The organism is Parafilimonas sp. (assembly GCF_051953455.1).
In the GTDB taxonomy this organism is placed as follows: domain Bacteria; phylum Bacteroidota; class Bacteroidia; order Chitinophagales; family Chitinophagaceae; genus Parafilimonas.
Genome location: NZ_JBQCIT010000056.1, coordinates 1 through 22,131 on the forward strand (window position 1 = coordinate 1; position 22,131 = coordinate 22,131).

23 protein-coding genes and 2 tRNA genes are annotated in these 22,131 nt (G+C 39.4%); 8 read left to right on the forward strand and 17 right to left on the reverse strand.

Going from position 1 to position 22,131, the window contains the following annotated elements; translation table 11 throughout:
- Both sat and cysC read right to left on the reverse strand, forming a co-directional pair.
- Positions 1-1,016: sulfate adenylyltransferase (gene sat, locus ACTHN6_RS20095; RefSeq protein WP_440437571.1), on the reverse strand; the 1,016-nt coding region annotated here is incomplete at its 3' end.
- A 30-nt stretch (positions 1,017-1,046) separates the two neighbouring features.
- The gene (gene cysC, locus ACTHN6_RS20100; RefSeq protein ID WP_440437572.1) at positions 1,047-1,655 is read right to left on the reverse strand and encodes an adenylyl-sulfate kinase; all 609 of its coding nucleotides are present in this window, start codon (positions 1,653-1,655) and stop codon (positions 1,047-1,049) included.
- Positions 1,656-2,271: 616 nt separating this feature from the next.
- Here cysC and ACTHN6_RS20105 point away from each other — a divergent pair.
- Both ACTHN6_RS20105 and uvrA read left to right on the forward strand, forming a co-directional pair.
- A complete protein-coding gene (locus ACTHN6_RS20105; protein WP_440437573.1) occupies positions 2,272-2,565 on the forward strand; it encodes a TylF/MycF/NovP-related O-methyltransferase in 294 nt (97 codons plus the stop codon).
- A 34-nt stretch (positions 2,566-2,599) separates the two neighbouring features.
- The gene (gene uvrA, locus ACTHN6_RS20110; protein ID WP_440437574.1) at positions 2,600-5,461 is read left to right on the forward strand and encodes an excinuclease ABC subunit UvrA; all 2,862 of its coding nucleotides are present in this window, start codon (positions 2,600-2,602) and stop codon (positions 5,459-5,461) included.
- Between the two features lie 228 nt (positions 5,462-5,689).
- Here the strand turns inward: uvrA and ACTHN6_RS20115 are convergent, their stop codons facing one another.
- The 4 genes from ACTHN6_RS20115 to ACTHN6_RS20130 all read right to left on the reverse strand — a co-directional run bounded on the left by ACTHN6_RS20115 (position 5,690) and on the right by ACTHN6_RS20130 (position 9,181).
- A complete protein-coding gene (locus tag ACTHN6_RS20115; RefSeq protein WP_440437575.1) occupies positions 5,690-6,172 on the reverse strand; it encodes a YdeI/OmpD-associated family protein in 483 nt (160 codons plus the stop codon).
- A gap of 9 nt (positions 6,173-6,181) precedes the next feature.
- The gene (locus ACTHN6_RS20120) at positions 6,182-7,084 is read right to left on the reverse strand and encodes an aminotransferase class IV (protein WP_440437576.1); all 903 of its coding nucleotides are present in this window, start codon (positions 7,082-7,084) and stop codon (positions 6,182-6,184) included.
- Positions 7,085-7,174: 90 nt separating this feature from the next.
- Complete coding sequence (locus ACTHN6_RS20125) at positions 7,175-7,900, reverse strand: hypothetical protein (protein WP_440437577.1); 726 nt, start codon at positions 7,898-7,900, stop codon at positions 7,175-7,177.
- Between the two features lie 84 nt (positions 7,901-7,984).
- A complete protein-coding gene (locus tag ACTHN6_RS20130) occupies positions 7,985-9,181 on the reverse strand; it encodes a Gfo/Idh/MocA family protein (protein WP_440437578.1) in 1,197 nt (398 codons plus the stop codon).
- Between the two features lie 628 nt (positions 9,182-9,809).
- Here ACTHN6_RS20130 and ACTHN6_RS20135 point away from each other — a divergent pair.
- Positions 9,810-10,277: a CHRD domain-containing protein gene (locus tag ACTHN6_RS20135; RefSeq protein ID WP_440437579.1), complete on the forward strand. Its 468-nt coding sequence runs from the start codon at positions 9,810-9,812 to the stop codon at positions 10,275-10,277.
- Between the two features lie 57 nt (positions 10,278-10,334).
- Here the strand turns inward: ACTHN6_RS20135 and ACTHN6_RS20140 are convergent, their stop codons facing one another.
- The 3 genes from ACTHN6_RS20140 to ACTHN6_RS20150 form a co-directional block, all read right to left on the reverse strand.
- A complete protein-coding gene (locus tag ACTHN6_RS20140) occupies positions 10,335-11,447 on the reverse strand; it encodes an acyltransferase family protein (RefSeq protein ID WP_440437580.1) in 1,113 nt (370 codons plus the stop codon).
- A gap of 50 nt (positions 11,448-11,497) precedes the next feature.
- Positions 11,498-11,806 carry an antibiotic biosynthesis monooxygenase gene (locus tag ACTHN6_RS20145; RefSeq protein WP_440437581.1) on the reverse strand — a complete coding sequence of 103 codons (309 nt, stop codon included), beginning with the start codon at positions 11,804-11,806 and terminating at the stop codon, positions 11,498-11,500.
- A gap of 68 nt (positions 11,807-11,874) precedes the next feature.
- Positions 11,875-13,083, reverse strand: coding sequence for a nucleoside permease (locus tag ACTHN6_RS20150; RefSeq protein ID WP_440437582.1), 1,209 nt, complete (start codon positions 13,081-13,083; stop codon positions 11,875-11,877).
- A gap of 284 nt (positions 13,084-13,367) precedes the next feature.
- On the opposite strand from ACTHN6_RS20150, the gene ACTHN6_RS20155 reads away from it, so the two are divergent.
- Positions 13,368-13,574 carry a hypothetical protein gene (locus tag ACTHN6_RS20155; RefSeq protein WP_440437583.1) on the forward strand — a complete coding sequence of 69 codons (207 nt, stop codon included), beginning with the start codon at positions 13,368-13,370 and terminating at the stop codon, positions 13,572-13,574.
- Positions 13,575-13,692: 118 nt separating this feature from the next.
- On the opposite strand, the gene ACTHN6_RS20160 is transcribed toward ACTHN6_RS20155, so the two are convergent.
- Positions 13,693-13,763, reverse strand: a tRNA-Gly gene (locus tag ACTHN6_RS20160).
- 258 nt (positions 13,764-14,021) lie between these two features.
- Positions 14,022-14,095 (reverse strand) — tRNA-Arg (locus ACTHN6_RS20165).
- Positions 14,096-14,158: 63 nt separating this feature from the next.
- On the opposite strand from ACTHN6_RS20165, the gene ung reads away from it, so the two are divergent.
- From ung to ACTHN6_RS20180, 3 genes are read left to right on the forward strand one after another with little or no spacing between them, the layout of a single operon-like run.
- The gene (gene ung, locus ACTHN6_RS20170) at positions 14,159-14,830 is read left to right on the forward strand and encodes a uracil-DNA glycosylase (protein WP_440437584.1); all 672 of its coding nucleotides are present in this window, start codon (positions 14,159-14,161) and stop codon (positions 14,828-14,830) included.
- A 37-nt stretch (positions 14,831-14,867) separates the two neighbouring features.
- Complete coding sequence (locus ACTHN6_RS20175) at positions 14,868-15,674, forward strand: SDR family oxidoreductase (protein WP_440437585.1); 807 nt, start codon at positions 14,868-14,870, stop codon at positions 15,672-15,674.
- Positions 15,675-15,707: 33 nt separating this feature from the next.
- On the forward strand, positions 15,708-16,400 hold the full coding sequence (locus ACTHN6_RS20180) for an MgtC/SapB family protein (protein WP_440437586.1): 693 nt from the start codon (positions 15,708-15,710) through the stop codon (positions 16,398-16,400).
- On the opposite strand, the gene ACTHN6_RS20185 is transcribed toward ACTHN6_RS20180, so the two are convergent.
- Positions 16,397-17,152 (reverse strand): LytR/AlgR family response regulator transcription factor, encoded by a 756-nt coding sequence (locus tag ACTHN6_RS20185; RefSeq protein ID WP_440437587.1) that lies wholly within the window; start codon positions 17,150-17,152, stop codon positions 16,397-16,399. The two genes, ACTHN6_RS20180 and ACTHN6_RS20185, sit on opposite strands and share 4 nt — an antisense overlap.
- Positions 17,153-17,173: 21 nt before the next feature.
- Positions 17,174-18,247: a sensor histidine kinase gene (locus tag ACTHN6_RS20190; RefSeq protein WP_440437588.1), complete on the reverse strand. Its 1,074-nt coding sequence runs from the start codon at positions 18,245-18,247 to the stop codon at positions 17,174-17,176.
- A gap of 320 nt (positions 18,248-18,567) precedes the next feature.
- On the opposite strand from ACTHN6_RS20190, the gene ACTHN6_RS20195 reads away from it, so the two are divergent.
- On the forward strand, positions 18,568-19,662 hold the full coding sequence (locus ACTHN6_RS20195; RefSeq protein ID WP_440437589.1) for a histidine kinase: 1,095 nt from the start codon (positions 18,568-18,570) through the stop codon (positions 19,660-19,662).
- 15 nt (positions 19,663-19,677) lie between these two features.
- Here the strand turns inward: ACTHN6_RS20195 and nth are convergent, their stop codons facing one another.
- The 4 genes from nth to eno form a co-directional block, all read right to left on the reverse strand.
- Positions 19,678-20,340 (reverse strand): endonuclease III, encoded by a 663-nt coding sequence (gene nth, locus ACTHN6_RS20200; RefSeq protein ID WP_440437590.1) that lies wholly within the window; start codon positions 20,338-20,340, stop codon positions 19,678-19,680.
- A 60-nt stretch (positions 20,341-20,400) separates the two neighbouring features.
- Positions 20,401-20,631, reverse strand: coding sequence for a hypothetical protein (locus tag ACTHN6_RS20205; protein ID WP_440437591.1), 231 nt, complete (start codon positions 20,629-20,631; stop codon positions 20,401-20,403).
- Positions 20,632-20,716: 85 nt separating this feature from the next.
- A complete protein-coding gene (locus ACTHN6_RS20210) occupies positions 20,717-21,049 on the reverse strand; it encodes an FtsB family cell division protein (protein ID WP_440437592.1) in 333 nt (110 codons plus the stop codon).
- 75 nt (positions 21,050-21,124) lie between these two features.
- A partial coding sequence (gene eno, locus ACTHN6_RS20215; RefSeq protein WP_440437593.1) for a phosphopyruvate hydratase occupies positions 21,125-22,131 on the reverse strand: 1,007 nt, incomplete at its 5' end.

Below are 22,131 nucleotides of genomic sequence, written 5' to 3' on the forward strand. Positions count from 1 at the left end.
GGAGCTGTTTTATTGCTGGCCATACAGTCTGTGTTTTTACACCAGAACGTATGCTCAAACTTTAAAATCTCCATGCCCATTTCCGGACCCACTTTATCCATGATCTTTTGGGCATCGTACGTGCCGTAATAATTACCCACACCCGCGTGGTCGCGGCCGATGATCATGTGTGTGCAACCATAATTCTTACGCAATAATGTATGATTGATGGCTTCACGCGGGCCTGCATAACGCATAGCGGTAGGCAATACGGCCAGTGTCGTGTTATCCGGATTGAAATAATTTTCAATCAACACTTCGTAGCATTTCATACGCACAGGAGCAGGAATGTCATCGCTTTTTGTTTCACCAACAAGCGGGTGGATCATGGCGCCGTCCACAATTTCCTGGGCGCATTTAATTAAATATTCATGTGCGCGGTGAATAGGATTACGTGTTTGGAAAGCCACGATAGTTTTCCAGCCGCGTTTTTCAAATTCAGCGCGTGTTTCTGAAGGATCGAGGAAATATTTGGCATCGATATCTTCTTTGCGAAGCGGCCTGTTTACCATTTCCAGCGGGCCTGCAATGTATTTATTGCCGCCGCGCCTGATGGCAGCAACACCAGGATGCTGGTCTTCAGTTGTACCAAAGCATTTTTGAGCGAAATTATCGAGATCAAGTTCGAATTTCTCGTCAACAGTCATTACGGCTAAAACACGGCCTTCCTGATCCAGCAATGCAATTTCTTCGCCTTCCTTTATTTTATCAAACTGGTCGCCTGCAGGTAATGGAATAGGAATGCCCCATGCAAGACCGTTTGTTAATTTCATATTTTCAATAACAGATTCGCAGTCTGCTTTGCCCATAAAGCCTGTAATAGGGCTGAATGCGCCGATTGCTATCATTTCAACATCGGCTGCGTAACGGTTTTCAATCGTTAGCTGGAAAAGATTTTTTGCTTTAGCTTCCAGTTCATCTTTACGGGCGCCTGTAGCAATTTTGTTAACCAGCGTACCGCCATGTGGTTGATTCATACTATATTATTTTTTTGTTGGTGAATTGATTTATGCTTTTTGAATGTAGCCTTTTTCTTCCAGGTAGTTGATAACTGTTTGGGCGCTTTCGTCCAGTGTCTGGCTGCCCGTGTCAACTGTTAATTCAGGGTTTGCAGGTGCTTCATATGGGTCGCTGATGCCTGTAAAGTTTTTTATTTCACCGGCGCGGGCCTTTTTATACAAACCTTTTGTATCGCGGCTTTCGCACACTTCCAGTGAAGCGGCTACATAAACTTCAACAAATTCACCTTCTTTCACCAGGGCGCGCACCATTTCGCGGTCTTCAATATAAGGCGAAACGAAAGCAGTGGAAACCAAAACACCGGCATCAACAAATAATTTAGCAACCTCACCAATCCTGCGGATATTTTCCTTACGGTCATCAGCCGTAAAACCAAGGCCTTTGTTTAAGCCCATGCGAATATTATCTCCATCCAATACATAGGTATGATAACCCCTTTCATATAATTTTTCTTCAACCTTGTTGGCGAGGGTGGATTTCCCGGCGCCGGACAGGCCAGTGTACCAAAGGATTGCAGATTTGTGGCCGTTCATACGGTGACGGTCTTCTTTGTTGATGGTGGCAGCGTGCCATACGATGTTTTTTACAACTTCCATTGCGCTATGTTTTTTTTAGTTTGCGCGAATGTACGGTTTGACGGGCATAAATCCTATTAAGACGATAGATTTTAAGCGTAAATAATACACCAGGGCTGCTTTTCCGGCAATTATAAAATCCTGTTTTTAGCAGAAGGTAAACCAGCCTTTATTTTTCTTTAAAAAATATTCTCACATATTTTCGGGCATTTTTATTGCTATGGGATATACGCTCATTTTAAACGGCTTATATTAGAACATGCATGCTAACCTGAAACTTTTATCAACCAGTAGCCAGGTTTTTAGCTTCCCGTAAATTGCATTTATCAAAATTACTGCAGTTTGATTCATCCTTTAAACAGGAACCTGGTTATAACCTTGATTTTGTATGATATACAACACTGGAACCTTTGTCATAGAGCTCATAAGAAATAATGTTCAGGGCAATGTGGCTGAATTGGGTGCATATAAAGGCGAATTTGCAAAAAGGCTAAACCAGCTTTTTTCTGACCGGAAACTATATCTCTTTGATACATTGAAGGCTTCGTCAAAATGATATCCCGCAGAAAAACAAAACCATTTTCCAAGCGGCGAACAGGATTTTTCAGACACAAGTGTTGAATTGATTTTAGGAAAGATGAAATATCCGCAGAACTGTATTGTGAAAAAGGGATATTTTCCTGAATCGGCCGCGGATGTGGATAACAGGTTTTGCTTCGTTAGTCTCGATGCCAATTTATACAAACCACTGCTTAGCAGTTTGCAGTTTTTTTATCCCAGGCTGGAAAACAAAGGCTACATATTTGTGCATGATTTTAATAACGATCTTAATAAAATCGCCCGCCAGGCTGTGATAGAATTTTACAGCCTTACCAATATCAGCTATATGCCTATTCCCGATGGCTGCGGTAAGGCAATAATAACAAAATAGAAAAGCAGATTGTTGTAATTTCGGCATCTTCATTATGGCTGAGAATAAGGAAAACCCGGGATATTCACCCGAAGAAATAATAGAAGTTTACGGAGCAAGGGCGCACAATCTTAAGAATATCGACATCAATATTCCCAAAAATAAGCTGGTGGTTATAACCGGTATAAGCGGCAGCGGTAAATCGTCGCTGGCTTTTGATACTATTTATGCCGAAGGCCAGCGCCGTTATATGGAAACTTTTGGTGCCTATGCCCGGCAGTTTATTGGCGAAATGGAAAGACCCGATGTGGATAAGATAACAGGTCTCTCGCCCGTAATTTCCATTGAACAAAAAACTACCAATAAAAACCCGCGTTCAACCGTTGGCACCGTAACAGAAGTGTATGATTTTATGCGCCTGTTGTATGCACGCATTGGCGAAGCCTTCAGTTACAATACGGGCAAAAAAATGGTAAAATGGAGCGAAGAAGAAATTGTAAACAATATTTTTCAGCGGTTTGATAACGAAAAAATTTCTTTACTGGCGCCACTGGTTCGCGGACGTAAAGGCCATTACCGCGAACTTTTTGAAGAAATACGAAAGAAAGGTTTTGTAAAAGTGAGGGTTGATGGGGAGATAAAAGATATTACGCCCAAAATGCAGGTGGACCGCTATAAAATTCACGACATTGAAGTGGTGGTTGACCGTTTGAAAGTAACAGATAGCTTCCGCCACCGGTTAAGCCAGAGCGTTCAGCAAACATTAAAAATGGGTAAAGATTTAATGTTTGTGCATGTTGAAGGCGATGCGGAAATAACGTCTTACAGTAAGCAGTTAATGTGCGCAGATACAGGTCTTTCTTATGAAGAACCTTCACCCAATTCATTTTCATTTAACTCGCCATATGGCGCTTGTCCAACCTGTAAGGGATTAGGCAGCGTGTTTACAATAGATATGGACCTGGTGTTGCCTGACCGGTCAAAATCAGTTCGAGAAGGCGCCCTTATACCTTTAGGCGAGGAAAGGGATGCCAGCGTATTTCAGCAGGTGGAGACTTTTGCAAAAAAGAATAAAATAAAGCTGGATATAGCCGTAGAAAAATTACCTGAAGATCATCTAAACCTTTTGCTGTATGGTGATAAAAATATTAATGCTACGCTTGAAGTAAACACAGATGACGAAACTGTTCCCAACGAATATACGGGAAGTTATGAAGGTATTATTCCAATGCTGAAACGGTGGTTCGCTTCTTCTTACAGCACAGAAGCCTTGCGCGACTGGGTACAGAAATATATGACGCTTAAAACCTGTCCTTCCTGCAATGGTGCCCGCCTGAAAAAAGAAAGCCTTTGGTTTTTGATAGATAGAAAAAATATTTCTGAGTTGAGTGAAATGAATCTGGATAAACTGTATGCATGGTTTGATGGCATTGAATTGAGGCTCGATAATAAACAGCGAACTATTGCAAAAGATGTAATTAAGGAAATACGTGAACGCTTAACTTTTTTACTGAATGTTGGCTTGACCTATCTTACGCTAAACAGGCCTTCAAAAACATTGAGCGGCGGCGAAAGCCAGCGCATACGCCTGGCAACTCAAATTGGTTCCCAACTGCAGGGCATTACCTATATATTGGATGAACCTTCTATTGGTTTGCACCAGCGCGACAATCATCGTTTAATTACTGCATTGCAGGACCTGCGTGACATTGGCAACAGTGTGTTGGTTGTGGAGCATGATAAAGACATTATGCTCGCTGCGGATTATTTGATTGATATTGGCCCGAAGGCCGGTTATCATGGCGGCAGGGTAGTGGCAGAAGGCGATCCCAGGCAAATGCTGAAACTGAATACGCTTACAGCAGGTTATCTTAATGGTGTTCATACCATCGCAGTGCCGGCCGAACGCAGGAAAGGCAATGGTAAAAAGCTGATATTAAAAGGCGCCAAAGGCAATAATTTAAAAAATGTAGATGCCACATTTCCGTTAGGAAAATTTATTGTGGTAACCGGTGTTAGCGGCAGTGGTAAATCAACATTGATTAATGAAACATTGTATCCAATTTTATCCCAGCATGCATTTAATTCTAAAACAAATCCTTTAGAATATAAAAGCATAAAGGGCCTGGAAAATATTGATAAAGTAATTGAAATTGACCAGTCGCCAATTGGCAGAACGCCGCGAAGCAATCCGGCAACTTACTGCGGCTTCTTTACCGATATAAGAACTTTGTTTGCCTCGGTGCCCGAAGCAAAAATACGTGGCTATAATGCAGGCCGTTTTTCATTCAATGTAAAAAGCGGAAGATGCGATGTATGTGAGGGTGGCGGCATGCGTGTGATTGAAATGAATTTTTTGCCTGATGTGTATGTGCCATGTGAAAAATGTAATGGTAAACGTTATAACCGCGAAACACTGGAAATACGGTATAAAGGAAAATCCATTTCCGATGTACTGAATATGACGGTAGAAGAGGCGGTTGAGTTTTTCCAGGCAGTGCCATATATCTATCGTAAAATAAAAGTGCTGGAAGAAGTGGGGTTGGGTTATATAACGCTTGGACAAAGCGCTGTAACACTAAGCGGCGGTGAAGCGCAGCGCGTAAAGCTGGCAACGGAATTGAGCAAACGCGATACAGGCAAAACATTTTATATATTGGATGAGCCCACAACCGGTTTGCATTTTGAAGATATTCAGCACTTGTTAGATGTTTTGAATAAACTGGTTGATCGTGGTAATACGGTACTTGTTATTGAACACAATCTTGATGTCATTAAAGTGGCTGATCATGTAATTGATCTTGGGCCTGAAGGCGGCGATGGCGGCGGCAGGATTTTGTTTGAAGGCACACCGGAAGATTTGGTAAAGAATAAAGAAAGCCATACGGCTAAGTTTCTGAAGGCCGAGTTGAATTAGACTTCGTTCCCCTACAAAATATCGGGACAAGCTCTCCAACCATAAGGAAAAATGCTTACTTCAAAAGGTTTTATGAAATCTCAACACGGATTTCCGAAATTAACATGACTGATTTAGGGCTAAGACGGCCAGACGCTTCAAAGCGTCAAACCGGTATTTTTCGATTAGCGGTCTTAAATAAAAAGCCACGGATTTTCATCTGCATTTGTGGCAATAAATAAAAGATCTTTAAGGTTTATCCCTTCCGATAAATCTTTCTTTGCCCAATAAAAAATTTACTGCGCGCTGAACATTTTTATTCAATGCTTCTTCTGTTTTAAGGTTGTTGGGATAGCGAAGAATTTCTTTTTGCATATAAGGCGACAGGCCGTTAAAAACAGCCGCCGCCTTTTTATTTTTCTTTAATGCAGCATCAAACCTGGAATGCATGGGTGTTATGCGTTGCGTTTCATCAAAATCAATTTTTATAATGATGATATCCCCTACATCCATGCCTGCCGCTTTGCGCATAGGCATGTTAAGGTAAAGCCGCCATTTACCGGCATACTTTACGAGATGCTGAATGAATTTTTGTTTATTGATAACGAGGCGAACCGGGATATGCCCTTTTTCTTTTCCCGCTTTTTTAAACAGGTATTGCAAAATATCTTCCGGTACAAACACATAAGGATTGATGCCGATGATAAATATTTCTGCAGAAAAAGTTTTCATTCCATATAATTATATAATCTTCTCACCTTCTTTTTCTGTAAGTTCTTTATAAGCTTTATACAATTGTTCGCGTATGGTTGAATTGGATTTATTCTGAATAATCCTGCCATCAATTTCTCTTACAGGTGTGAGCTCGCCCATAGTGCCGGTTGTAAAAACTTCATCCGCATTATAAAATTCTGCAATCGAAATGTTTTTTAATGACACAGGAATATTCAGCTTTTGGGCAAGCTTTATAACATTAGTTCTCGTGATGCCCGGCAAACAGGCATCTGCATTTGGCGTAAGAAGTAAGCCATCTTTTACCATAAAAATATTACAGGCATTTGTTTCAGCAACAAAGCCAAGATTGTCGAGCATGATGGCATCGTCAGCCCCGCAATAATTGGCTTCAATTTTTGCAAGAATATTATTGAGAAGGTTGTTATGATGAATTTTTGAATCGAGGTGCATCGGCGAGTTACGGCGCGTGTGTGAAGTGATTAATTTAATGCCATTGGCATTATCATATACCGGCGGTTTATATTCGGCCAGCACAATTAAACAACTGCCAAACTGATTCAAACGCGGATCCATGCCGGAAGTAATTTTCTCGCCGCGGGTAAGCGTTAACCGGATATGCGCATCGTTATAAAAATTATTGGCTTTTAAGGTTTGAAAAATAGCATCTCTCACAAATTCTTTTGAAGGAATATCAGCAAAAGCCAATGTGTGTGCAGAGGCCTGTAAGCGATTGATGTGTTCATTCAGGCAAAACACTTTGCCTTCGTAAATTCTAAGGCCTTCCCAAACAGCGTCACCACCTTGAACAGCACTGTCGAACACGGAGATCTTTGCTTCGCTGCGGGGATATAATTTGTCTTTAATGAAGACCTGTATGTTTTCGTTTTGCGGATAAAATTTTTGTTGCATAGTTATTTGAAGTAGTATGATGGTTAATTAAGAACGCGGTTACTGTATATAAAACATAAATAATGCAATTGGTTATCGGACTAAGCTAAGTTAAACGGCTTTTATGGAATAAGGATAAAGCTGTTCATAATAAACCTTGCTTTCTTCATACAATGCTTTGAGATAAGAAGGCAGTTCGCGTTCGCTTGTTTTTTGTTTTGAAAAACCTGTTGACTGATGCACGTTATCATACCAGTATTTTGCCCACACGCCATCATAAGTTTTGGGGCCTGCAGGCCAGTGCAGCATATTTTCATCGTATAGAATTCCTAAAGCTGCACATAATTGCTGCAGTACATTTCCGGGCGATTTAAGTATTTCATTTGAATCGAGCACAATGCAGGAAAGGTTTTTTTCTTTTAGATAATTAAACAACCACCACTGCTTCATTATGCCCACATCCTGCATGGTAACATTTTTAATTACCTGTGCATAAGAGGCTATAATTTGTTTGGAGTTGCGTATAAAAATGATATTTTTTGTTTGTGCTAAAAAATCAAGGCTTATGTGCTCCAAATGGTGTGTCATTTGTTTGAAGAATGCAACAGGCTTTTCATAATCAGCTAAGATGATTTCTTCTATTACTTTTTCTCCATTGTCATTCTGTGATTGCAGAATCTCATCATTACCCGGGTGAATAATGCCGGTTGATTTTAAATAATGCGCATATAAAGGTTCATCAAACACAACGGTATCACTGCGCTGCGCAAAGGCGTACATCATGGCCGTAGAAATATTGCGGGGGCTGCTCCAGAGGTTAATGCGTGTTGTATGCATATAAAAAAGCCTTGAAATTTTAAAACTTCAAGGCCTGCAAAATAAGCGAAAACCTGCCAGGTTAAAAACCCAAGCAGGTTTAAATCATTTCTCTAATATCCTTTCTTCAAATGCCCCGGTTTTCTTATTCTTAAGAATCAGTTTTTTAGCGCCGTAATGTGTCATTTCTTCTTTCACCAGGTAATTGTCTTCATCGTAATCAACAAGGTTGCTTGCTTTTGATAAACCCTCCTGTCCGCGCCAAACTTCAAGGTTTACCGGTTCCCACAATTTTGTTTTGGCTGATTTATAGGCTGCATCAATAATGGCATTCACCACATAACCATCATAAAAAGTTTCCTGTGGCAATTTGCCTTCTTCTATACTGCGGAACATATCGGTGAACATGTGGTTGTAACCAAGATCATTTACTTCATCGCCAACCGGGAACAGCCAGCCAGTAGTGCTTTCCGCCTTTTCCGCTACGTAATCAGCGCCTTTGCCCGTTGTAAACATCTCCATGCCGGTGCGTAAAAAATTGTTGATCCATATCGTCCCTTCGGTGCCCATTACTTCGTCGCGCAAATCCATGCCGCCGCGAAACGTCCAGCTTACTTCAAACTGGCCAACAGCCCCGTTTTCATACTTTATCAAACCAATGGCATGATCTTCGGCTTCAATAGGTTTTACCTGTGTATCTGCCCAGCACATTACTTCAACCGGTTTAATATCTTTTCCTATAAAACTTCTTGTTATTTCAATGCAATGACAACCCAGGTCAAGAATACAGCCGCCGCCTGCCAGTTCAATATTCCAGAACCAGTCGCTGTGCGGGCCGGGATGCGTTTCCCTTGATTTGGCCCATAGTATTCTTCCCAAAGCGCCATTTTTTACACTGTCATGCGCTTTTAAAAATTTGGGTGTATACACGAGATCTTCCAGGTAACCATTAAAAATGCCGGCTTCCTCTACTGCTTTCAGCATGCGTAATGCTTCGGCGCCATTGCGGCCCAAAGGTTTTGTGGTAACAACAGGTTTTTTATGTTTGCAGCAAAGCATAACAGCATCTTCATGCACATTGTTTGGCAGGGCTATGCAAACCACATCTACGTCAGGATGCGCAATGGCTTCCTCCATGTTTGATGTATAATGTTCGCAGTGATAATCTTCTGCAAACTTTTTGGCGTTTACTTCTTTGCGGGCATAGATGCTTATAATCTTATCTTTACTTCGCTGGCCCTGTATGGAATCAGCATAAAAGCGGCCTATAAAACCTGAACCGAGCATAGCAATTCTTAGCATAAAAATTGGTTTTAATTGATGATAAAGCAATTTCGTTTAATAATGTTTATATCCTTTCAAAAATATGTTTATAAGTGATGAAATTACCTGCTTTTAGGGTATAAAACACGTGCGTAAAAGAAAGAAAAAAAATTTGGAATTGGCTTTTTTTCGATAGTATATTTACATGACAAGATTGAATTTAATGCGGTTGCTTGGTACTGACCAGCATTTCGGTGGTGGTTGCAGCAAGACAGCGGCAAAGAGTAAAATCTTAGATTGGAAGGCGAAGACTGGAAGTTGAACGGTGAAAGGCTTCGGCCGAAAGCCATGAAACGGAAAGTAAGAGCCTGAAAATCAAAAAACGGCAGCGGACTCCGGTTCAAGCCAAAAACTAAACAAGACTTAACGGTTTTGTTTAAAAAGCAACAGGGTTAGTAAGTTAATTTCTGTTGCTTTTTTTATTTTATACAATACCCAAACCTGCCTATCTCAAACAAACTCCCTTTTTAGAATTTAACTGCAGTTGTATTTAATGCCTGTATCGTTTTATTTATCTCAACCTGTTATAACCAGATAACAGAATTTTGATGCACACATTTGGCAACCATTTGCCTTGAATTTTAGTTTTACTATAAAAGTAATTTTTATGAAACTAAAATTTAGAAAGAGTCAGCCTGTTTTTACAATCATTGTCGCAACAATAATTTGTTTTTGCGCATGCAGTAAAGACCATGATAACCCTGATAATAATTCTATTAAATTCAGCACTTCGCTTGATCAATCGCAGGAAACACCGCCAACCGGAGAAGCCGGCACAGGCAGCTGCACGGCTACTTATGATAAAAACACAAATGAATTAAAGTACACACTTACATGGTCTGGTTTAACAGGGGCACCCACTGCTATGCATTTTCACAAAGCTGACATTGGCGAACCGGGCGATGTTGAAATACCTATCACTGGTTTTGCAGCCTCAACAAGCGGAACGCTTGAAGCCAGCGCTATAGTTGACGAAGATGAAGAAGAAGACCTGCTTGAAGATAAGTTCTATGTAAACATACATACAGCGGCTCACACTGGTGGAGAAATACGTGGCCAGATGATAAAGCAGTAAAAGGGTGGGCTGTTCGTTTCAGAAAAACCAGCGCTTTCTTGCGCTGGTTTTATTGTTTTAAATAAATTTTTTTGATAATAACCGGCTGCGAAGTTTTAGAAAGGGTTTTTCAATTATTTCATTCAATAATAAGGCAATCATAAAAACAATAACTGCACAAAGTATAAACATGAAATTGCTTTCAGCTTTTATGTCAAGCTTTATCAATTGCGGTTGTGCCACATGCACTGCCATTTTATGAATGAGATATATACCATAAGATAATGTTGCAATTTTCGAAGTTATTTTAGATTCAAATTTATACAGAAAACTTTGCGGGCTTAAAGCGCTAAGAACAATAAGACCATAGCCAATATCTGTAAGCGGCAACCCAAATACAGATGAACTAAAACTTATTTGGTTGCTGCATATATAATGGCTAACTGCAAAAATGATAACACCGGTTAGGAGTAAGATTTTTTCATGCGCCAGGATTTTCTTGCTAAGAGCTGGCCTGAATTGTAACAAGGCTGCAATGCTAACACCAACGAGTAAACCATCAAGCCTGCTCCAGGTGGGAAAATAAATCCATTTATACCAGGTTAGCCAATCATTATCCGATTCCAGGTTTGAATGCAACACAATTCTTACGGCCAGCCCGCTAATAAATAAAACCGCCAAAAGCCAGTAAGCTTTTTTAAAAAGTTTAAGCTTCATCAACCCCAATAATATAAACGGCAGCAATAAATAAAACTGCTCTTCAATACATAAACTCCAGCTATGCGAAAATGTGCCCTGTTTGGCAATATCAAGATTAATGTTTTGTGTAAAGGTTAAGTACTTCCAGAGAGGGGCTGGTGATTCGCGTTCCCGTACAAAAGGAAATAGGAAATATAAGGCAACCGTAACAAGATAAATGGGAATGATCCTGAAAAAACGCTTAATGAAAAAATCCCTTAGTGAAATGGTTTTGTATGTAGCAATTGATTTGAAGAGTTGCGCAGCAATTAGATATCCGCTCAATACAAAAAATAAATCAACGCCGCTCCATCCAAACCTGGTTAGTGTATTTGTCCATTCCGGATGCGGAAAAAACCTCCCGTAATGATAAAGAAAAACGTAGGTAATTGCAAAAGCACGCAAATGATCGAGGCCATGCAGTTTATGCGATAATCCGCCATCTGTATTCATACACGTATAACCCGCTAAGCAGCAATTCCAATTCTGTTAATAAATCTGTTTCATCTTATCTCACCAAAACATTCATAGTGCTGCACTGTGGGTTCAAGCTCCAGCAAATATTTTTTATCTTCCTTATAATATTTTGCCTTTTCATAATCCTTCCCGGCAAAGGCGCGAATACTTTCAATATTCACCCACCACGAAACTGTCCATATATGCGTAATATCGCCATCCTGTTTTTGCCAAACCTGTGCATTCAGGTTTCCAGGTGTAGCACGATAATCTTTAACGCCGGTTTGCATTATATAATTCATATACGCTTCCGCATTTTCCGTTGATGTTTTCCCATGCCATAAACGAACTATCATAACAGATGGATTTTTATTTTTTGTCTGCAAGTTACATGCTTCACGCTGCAAGGACGGCTTACCCCTTGCTAATAGCCGGCAGCTTTCTCAGCATCTTTCTTCTCCCTGAAGAACAACAGGAAATAAATTAAAACGCCAATGGCGATGTAGGCAGGTACATACCAAATCTTTGTCCAGTCGTGATGTTCCGGGCTTATAATGTGCTTGTCCACTATAACGCCGGAAAACCATGTGCCTATAAACATACCCACGCCATAAGTTGCAAACGTAAACAAACCCTGGGCTGCATTTTTAATTTTTTCACCTGCCTTTTTTTCTGTGTACATATAACCTGTTACGAAAAAGAAGTCATAACACACGCCGTGTAAAATTATGCCGGCATATAACATCCATTCATTAGCACCCACATTTCCATAGGCAAAACAAATGTAGCGCAGTATCCAGGCGGTCATGCCCAGCAACAGCATTTTCTTTACGCCAATACTGTTAAACAAAAATGGTATGGCAAGAATGAATACTCCTTCTGAAACCTGTCCCAGGATCATTTTGCCGGCAGCATTATTCATGCCCACTTCATTTAAAAACGGATTAGCAAAACCATAATAAAATGAAAGCGGTATGCATACAAGAATGGCTGCAACAAAGAAGATGGTGTAGGAAGTATTTTTAAACAATACAAATGCCTGTGTGCCCAATGCGGATGAAGCGCTTGCATCGGCACTTTTTCCCTTGGGCGGGGTGTCGGGTAAAACAAAACTGAATAAGCCAAGCAGCACAGATACGCCGGCTGCCATATAAAATGTACTAGCCGTTTTTTCAATGCCAAGGTAACCTATTAATAAGCCGGCAACAATCCAGCCGAGCGTTCCGAACACACGAATCCATGGAAACTGTTTGCCGGGGTCTGTCATTTGATGAAAAGCCACGCTGTTGCTCAATGCAATGGTTGGCATATATAACAAAGAATACAGCAATATGATCCAGTAAAAGGCCGTGTTATATGTAACTTTTGTTGCGAATAGTAATAATGCGCCACCTATAATATGAAATACACCCATTATTTTTTGAGCAGCGAAATAGCGATCTGCAATCATACCGATAAAGAAAGGAGAGATCATGGTGGCAATAGCCAAAGCACTGAAGGCTGCGCCAATCTGCAAACCTGTTGAATGTAAATTTTCACCCATGTATGTGCCCATGGTTACATACCACGCACCCCAAACAAAGTATTCCAGGAACATCATTATAGCCAGCGATACACCGGTTTTTGCTTTCATATTATGTGCTGCATTTATTGAGTTGCAATATAAATGAAATGCATTTTCATCCGTGCAAGTTTGTTTTTTTTCAATGGTCGCATGGAATCTCACTATGTGCATTCCTGTGTGAAAAAACTTATCATGCCGGTTGTATCCTATGTTTTGTTTTGCCCATTTAATTCTACATCAAACGGAGTTTTAAAAGAAATAACATGGATATAGAAATGGTATTTAGTTGTTTAAATATTTAAAGGGTTATAAGGCTGGCAAAAAGTTTGTTGAATATAAGGTAAACACAAATTATGGCAGACGAAAAAAGAGAAAAGGTACAGCCTGATAATTCCAATAAGAATGCTGGCAGCAAACCCGATCCTGAAACGTTAAACACAACCGATCCGCAGGAGCACATGGAGGGGCCTCTTTCTTCATTAATGCATAAAATAGAAGAAAAGGCAGAAGAAAATAATCAAAAAGATAAAGAAGATCCGGAAATAAGAACAATTAAGTAACGGCCTCTGATAAATGATGCGGTTGAATAAATACACTTCAACCGCATTGTTTTTTACAATTTTGTTCAGTTGCCTTCCTAAAACACCATAAAAAACCTCCTATGCAAGAGGCTTGAAGTGATCCGGACAGGATTCAAACCTGTGAACCCCCGATTGGAAATCGGGATACACTATTTAACTGAGCTAACCAGTTTTTTAATAAACAGCCTGCTTTTCATTTTCTAATGTAAAGCTCTCTTTGCTTCGCGGTTTTAATTCTGATAATATTTTTTTATAAACTAAAGTCCATTCCTGTTTTGGTAAATTTCTCTTTGCCGTAATTATGTTCAGTCAGCCTTCTCTCAATATCAATTGTGGAACGATATAATATTTGTTGAGTTTAGCGCTAAAAAATATATAGCAATATGCAGGTGTAATAAAAAAGCCTCTTATACAAGAGGCTTGAAGTGATCCGGACAGGATTCAAACCTGTGACCCACAGCTTAGAAGGCTGTTGCTCTATTCAACTGAGCTACCGGACCATTAGCATAAACGCCGCAAAAGTAATTTTTAATTAGTTTGCATCCAAACCTAAAACACACAGCATGCATGTTAAAATAGAAGAAAGCTGGAAGAAAGTTTTACAGGCTGAGTTCTCCAAATCTTACTTTGAAAATATAGTGGCCTTTCTTAAAACAGAAAGGGCGCAGGGCAAGATCATTTACCCACCCGGATCATTAATTTTTAATGCTTTTGATAAAACACCGTTTAATAAAGTAAAAGTCCTTTTGTTAGGACAAGACCCTTATCATGGCCAGGGGCAGGCAATGGGCTTATCTTTCTCCGTTCCAAAGGGCATACGGCAACCGCCTTCACTTATTAATATTTTTAAAGAATTACATAATGATGTTGGCATACCCATACCCACCACCGGCGATTTAACACCATGGGCAGCGCAAGGTGTTATGTTATTAAACGCTGCTTTAACTGTGCGTGCAGGTGAGCCAAATTCTCATGCAAAGATTGGCTGGCACCAGTTTACAGATGCTGTAATAAAAAAAGTATCTGACGAGAAAGAAGGCATTGTTTTTTTGTTATGGGGCGCATTTGCACATCAGAAGCAGGAACTGATAGATCAAAGCAAGCATCATGTGTTAAAAGCCGCACATCCTTCTCCTTATAGTGCTGATAAAGGCTTTTTTGGCTGCCGGCATTTCAGCAAAACAAATGAATACCTCGTGAAACAGAAACAGCAGCCAATTGATTGGGCATTATAGTTGTTTTGATTACGTGTTATTTAATGAACAGTTTGATATGGACAAGAAATTAGATAAGCAGGTTGCTGTTATCACTGGTGCAAGTTCCGGCATTGGTGCCGGTTGTGCCAAAGCTTTTGCCGAAGCAGGTGCCACTGTAATTGTAAATTATCCAAGGGCTTCGTCAAAGTCCAAAACTGATGTTATCGTTAATGATATTATTAGCAATGGCGGCAAAGCTGTCAGCTATCAATGTGATGTAAGCAAAGAAGATGAAGTAATAAAAATGTTTGCCGATGTAGTTGCGCAATTCGGCACGGTTGATATACTTGTAAATAATGCAGGCTTGCAAAAGGATGCGAAATTTACAGAAATGAGTTTGGACGACTGGAATCTTGTAATAGGAATAAACCTGACAGGCCAGTTTTTATGTGCACGTGAAGCCATAAAAGAATTTTTACGCAGGGGTGATAACGGCAAATCAAAAAGTATTGGAAAGATAATTTGCATGAGTAGTGTACATGAAGTTATTCCCTGGGCCGGGCATGCAAATTATGCAGCCAGTAAAGGTGGCATCATGCTGATGATGAAATCCATTGCCCAGGAATTTGCGCCGAATAAAATCCGTATAAACAGCATAGCGCCCGGCGCTATTAAAACGCCTATTAATGAAGATGCATGGGATACAAAACAAGACAGGGACAAACTGTTAGAACTTATTCCATATAAAAGAATAGGTGTGCCGGAAGATGTAGCAAAAGCTGCCGTGTGGCTGGCAAGTGATGACGCTGAATATATAACGGGTACAACATTATTTGTAGATGGCGGCATGACCTTATATCCCGGCTTTGTTGATAATGGTTAAACTGCTTAATGCGATAATCTTTTTTAATTTAGTATGATGATTACATGGCAGGAAATTATTTTAAGACTATTTCTCGCAGCCGTTTTAGGCGGTGCTGTTGGTATTGACAGGCAACGCTATGAATGGGCTGCCGGCTTGCGCACACACATGCTTGTTTGCCTTGGCTCAGCTTTAATAATGATTGTTTCCGCGTATGGTTTTACGGGCGTTCAAATGGAAGGGCATATTTCTTTAGATCCATCACGTGTGGCGGCACAGGTTGTAAGCGGCATTGGTTTTTTAGGCGCGGGCACTATTTTGTTTTTAAAGCATGAAGTGGTTAAGGGTCTTACAACAGCGGCAGGTTTATGGACAGTTGCGGGCATAGGCCTTGCCATAGGCGGTGGCCTTTATTTTGCGGCAGGCGCAGCAACTGTTTTGGTTTTAATTATACTTGTTGTTATCAAGCCTTATAAAAAGAAATTAATAGTTGAAAGAAGACAAACCGAAATACAGTTAAAGCTTAACCGCGAGAAGATTTCTTTATCACAACTGGAAACAATGCTGAACGCGAATAGCATTGCTTATAATCATTTAAAGTTTTTCAACGCTAAAGAAGATAATATTTATGCGGTTGAAATAAGAATTAACCGCAGTATGTCTAATAAAGCAGTGCTCAGCTTTGTAGAATCGCTGAATAATACCAGCGGTATAAAGGAAGTTGAGTTTCGCCCGGCCGGCATTTAAACCTCACTTATCCATTTCTTAAAAGAAGCGGCATTTTCCTGGCTTACAATTATCTCTTCATTTAAAGGCAAAACAAGTTCCACATTTATCTTGCTTTTGTCGATGCTTTTAAACTTGGTAATATAATCTGCGTTTACGATATACTTTCTGTTTGCCCTGAAGAACTTTGTTTCATCAAGCATGGCTTCAACATCAGCTAATGAACCTGTTTCGCATAAAAATTTCCGGTTGTCTTTATCCACTGCAAAAACGAGTTTATGCTCTGTAAAAAAATAAAGTATATCGTCTAGCTTCAAGCTTAAAAATTCAGTTCCTTTTTTTACAATAATCCTCGATTTATTTTTTTTGCTGGTTTGCAGGTAATCAATAATGGAAGAGTAATTATTAATAAAATGCTGCTGCAGGTTTTTATATTTATTCAATGCTGCTGAAAGCCTGCCGGCATCTACAGGCTTTAATAAATAATCTATACAGTTATATTCAAAAGCTTCAATCATGTATTTGTCGTAAGCCGTTGTAAAAATGATAGGACAGTTTACCTGGCCTTCTTTAAAAATATGAAACGATAATCCATCTGAAAGATGAATGTCCATCAATATTAAATCAGGCAATGGATGTGTATTTAACCACTGAAGGCTTTGCATAACGCTACCTGCAGTACCTGCAATTTCAATATTATTACCAACGCTGTTTAAGCACATTTTTAAATTTTCAAGCGCCGGTAATTCGTCTTCTGCTATAAATACTTTCATGCTTTTTCAATTTTATATAAGTTACATCTGTGGGTATATGATGGGCAGTTTAACAGTGAAATAATCATTGTTTTTGTAAACAATTATGTTTTTACCGGTTAATAATTTATACCTGTTATCAAGGTTATGTAAGCCGGTACCTGTTGATGGCTGCTCATAAGATTTTTTAACGATGCGGTTTCTTATTATGATATAATTTGATGCGAGAATTACATTTATCAAAAGCGGGTTTGCACAACTAACTTCATTATGCTTTATGGCATTTTCCAATAAAACCTGCAACGAAATAGGCGGAAGAAAAACTTCTTCAGTTGACATGCTTTTTATTTCAATAACCATATTTACAGCTTTGTCAAACCTTATTTTCAATAAATAAAAAAAATTGCTTAAAAATTCAAGTTCATCCGCTGCTGATACCAGGTTTTTTTCCCTGCTTACTAAAATATAGCGATAAACTTTTGCCAGCGTATCGTTATATAAACGGGCATTTTGCGGATCTGAGGAAATAAGGTAAGATAAAGTGTTAAGTGAGTTAAAAAGAAAATGGGGATCTATCTGGTTTTTCAGTGCAACCAGCTCTGCATGGGTTTTAGCTATGTTTAACTGCTCTGCTCTTTTCTCTATATCCTGTTGTTGTGCTTTAAGATAAAACATCTCATACAGATTAGCGATAAACAAAGCCGTAATAACTATAATGATAACGGCAGGAAAAATTTTTCCATAAGATGAATAATCTTCCTTTGAAAAATTAAGCCATAAAAAGAGGCCACCTGTTGCAATAAAGCTTGTATATAAAATAATAAAGCCATATAAAGCAAGAACGGCTTTATAATATTCTTTTGAGGACATCCTGAAATTAGCTTTAAGAAACAGCAGCAGCCGCATATTGCCTTCCCATATAAGCCATGCCAGGCTGATGAAGTAGGCATATATAAGCGACAATTGTAAAAAGTTATAGCGGTTATTGGTTATTATTTTCGAAACGTTTACTATTAGTACTGCCAGCACTGGCACTGCTATAAGCTTTACTGCCAGGTCTTTTTTTAAAAAGGTTCCTGGCTTTGCAGAAAATAATATAGATGCAGCGGTGTCCATTTTAGCTTATTGGTAACGTAATATTTATTTAAGATATCGTAATTAAAAAGTTAATAGTTACAAACGGCGTAATTGAAAATTAAACCGTCTTTCCTTTGTAAGACAACTTAAACTTGCCAAACGCAGGCTTCGGTATAAAAAAATCATGCTTTGGTAATGTTTAAGAAATTTTACCAACAGCTGTATTATAAGTTTGAGGTATAAGGGTTGAATTTTTTTTCTCATTTTAGACAACTACGGGTGGTTTTTACCACCTGTACTTTTTTTAGAGCCGGATTAAAAATTCAATTTACTTTACCATACCCAATTTTTTATAGCAGATGAAGATTCATCCTTTTATCTTTTCCAATAATCCAAACTATCGCTTAAGCAGGCATGCTGTGTTTTGGTTTTTGTGGATAGTATATTATGCGCTCATGTCGGCTATAGTTATGGAGCCAAGATGGGGGTTTGGAAAAAGTTTTTTTGCTGCATTTGTTGAAGTGGCGGAAACCACACCACTTGATATGTGTTTCTGTTACTTTATTATTTATTACCTGTTCCCGAAATTCCTGCATAAAGGCAGGTATGCAGGCATGTTGTTTTTATGGCTTTTAGCAAGTCTCGCCTTTATACTTTTTTATTATCTCAATGCAAAATATGTAGTGCCACATATACGGGGCTTGTTTGGCATGAAGCTGGAAGTTGGCAGTTATAAGCTTTATCCTTCTGATTTTTTTCTTTTATTCAGCCAGATAAATATGGAAGGATGTGTGGCCGCTTCTATTAAGCTTGGCAAACTTTATTATATAAAACAGCAGGAGCTTGACCTGCTTGAACAGGAGAAACTGAAACTTAAGCCCGACGAGGAAAAAGCTATTCAGCCAGCCTTTCTTACCGATCTTTTAACCCGTATGGAAATAATTGCTAACGAACGGCCGTTGGTAGCTGCACAATCTATGAAAAAAATAAGGCATTTACTGTTGTATATTTTATATGAGAACACTTCATCCAAAGTGCCGCTGCGAAAAGAGATTGAATTGCTGCAGCAGTATATTGATCTTGAAAAGCTAACCGCCGAAAAAGAGATTCGTGTAAACTGTTCGGTGCATGGCTCTTTTGCCAATGAAACCATTGCCTCTTTTATAATTCTGCCGCTTGTTGAAAATGCTTTTAAACAACTGTGCAGTTATGCTATTAAAGAGCCCATGCTCAACATAATTATTGCTGTGCAGAATGAAGTGATTAATATAAAGCTGGCCTGGACAAAACCTATAGAAACATCGTCGCTTACCAATGGCCGGAACGTGATTTTGCAGAATATCTCCAGGAGATTAAAACTCATTTACCCGGAAAGCCATGAGCTTAAAATGATGATAGAAACGGAAAAGATTTTTATTGACCTGAATATTAAATTAAAAAAAGCAGTGAATTAACGGCGACAATTAAGCTTAGTGTTTTTCTGCCATTTTTTTCTTTATAACAGCATTATAATATTTACATGCGGGCTTTAAACCGCATTCACCACATTTGGGGTTTCTTGCCACGCATATATACCTGCCATGCAAAATAAGCCAGTGATGCGCTTTATGGATAAGTTCTCTTGGAATAAAAGCAATCAACTGTTTTTCTGTGGCCAACGGTGTCTTTGCATTCACCGTTAAACCAATTCTTGCCGCCACCCGAAACACATGTGTATCCACGGCCATATTTGGCTGCTTATCCACAACCGAAGTAATTACATTGGCGGTTTTACGGCCAACGCCGGGCAGCTTCATTAATTCTTCCACCGTCATAGGCACTTCGCCGCCAAAATCATTTATGAGCATTTGCGCCATGCCTATTAAATGTTTGGTTTTATTGTTAGGATAAGAAATACTTTTTATATATGGAAACAATTCTTCAAAGCTTGCTTCGGATAATGCTTTGGCAGAAGGATATTTTTGAAAGATGGCGGGTGTGGTAAGGTTTACACGCTTATCAGTGCACTGGGCAGAAAGAATTACAGCTACCAATAATTGATAAGGGTTTTTATATTCCAGTTCAGTTTCGGCGATGGGAAAATGTTCTTCAAAATAGTCAATACAAAATTGAAACCGCTCTTTACGTGTCATAAAAAAATCTGTTCGTGGCCACGAAATTAGTCATGAACAGATTTTTTTCAACAGTTAAATTTATGCCTTCACCGGCTTGCGCATGGCATAACGCATAATATTTTGCAATGTTTGTTTTGCAGGAGACTGCAGCTTCATAGCATCAACACGTTTGCCCGCTTCTTTCAGCACATTGAATTTTTCACGCAAAACCCAGTTGGTCTTTAACTCTTCCTCAATGGTTTCGTTTTGCGCTTCATTCAACTCTCCGGCCAGGTATAACAATAAGTCTTCAGGTGTAAAATTTGGCATAGCTCAAATTTTTTGGTGAACGAATTTATTACCAGTTTTCTTACAGGTACTTGATAAGAACTATTGATTAAACGGCAGCAATGTTCTAATTATTGTTTGCCCCATTATTTTTTTGGTCACCCGCTGTGGATGGCACTATAAAGAGGTCTTCATTATCTCTTTTTAAATAATAGTTTTCCCTGGCATATTTTTCAAGCGCTGCGGCGTTATGCTGAAGATCGGAGAGATTCTTTTTGGTTTGCTCTATCTTTTTTTCGTAAAATGCTTTGCTGGCAAGCAGTTCATTTAATTGTTTGCGGCGTTCCAACTGCTGAAAAATATCATTATGATCTATAAACAGCATTAAAATGGCAAATGCCGTTAAGACAATAAGATATTTATTTCTGAAAAACCTGATGGTGCTTTTTGCTGTTCCCATAATAAAAAAATCGTTAACAGAATAAAAGTACAACTTCTGCCAACGATTAATACTAACGTGTGAATATGTGAATAATTATTTGGCGAACTTAATTTTTCCTTTCGGGTAAACGCCGCTCTTGCCTAATTCTTCTTCAATACGCAATAACTGGTTGTATTTAGCCATACGGTCGGTGCGGGAAGCTGAACCGGTTTTAATCTGGCCGCAATTTAAAGCAACCGCTAAATCAGCAATAGTGGTATCTTCTGTTTCGCCGCTGCGATGGCTCATAATGGTGGTATAACCACTGTTTTGCGCCAGTTGTACTGCGTTGATTGTTTCTGTAACCGTACCAATCTGGTTTACTTTAATTAAAATGCTGTTGGCAATTCCATTGTCAATACCGCGTTGCAAAATTTTAGTGTTGGTTACAAAAAGATCGTCGCCCACCAGTTGAACTTTGCTGCCAATGGCATCTGTTAATTTTTTCCAGCCGTCCCAATCTTCTTCGGCCATGCCGTCTTCAATGGAAATAATAGGATATTTATTCACCCATTCTGTCCAGTAAGCCACCAATTCATCGCTGGTGATTACTTTCTTTGAGCTTTTATAAAATGTATAGCTTTTGCCATCTTTCATCATTTCGCTGCTTGCCGCATCCAAGGCAATACCAATTTGTGAACCTGCTTTATAACCTGCATCTTCAATTGCCTGCAACACAGTTTCAATGGCTTCTTCATTGCTTTGAATATCGGGCGCAAAACCACCTTCATCCCCCACGTTGGTGCTGTAGCCTTTTTTCTTTAAAACACTTTTAAGTTTATGAAAGATTTCAACGCCCCAGCGCAGGCCTTCGCTAAAAGTATCGGCGCCCACAGGCACAATCATATATTCCTGGTAATCTATTTTATTATCAGCATGTACGCCGCCGTTTAAAATATTCATTAAAGGCATAGGAAGAATATGTGCGTTAGTGCCGCCTATATAACGGTACAATGGCAGGCCCGCTTCCTGCGCGGCAGCTTTTGCGGCAGCCATAGAAACGGCAAGCGTGGCGTTTGCGCCCAGTTTACTTTTATTTTCGGTGCCATCAATCTCAATCA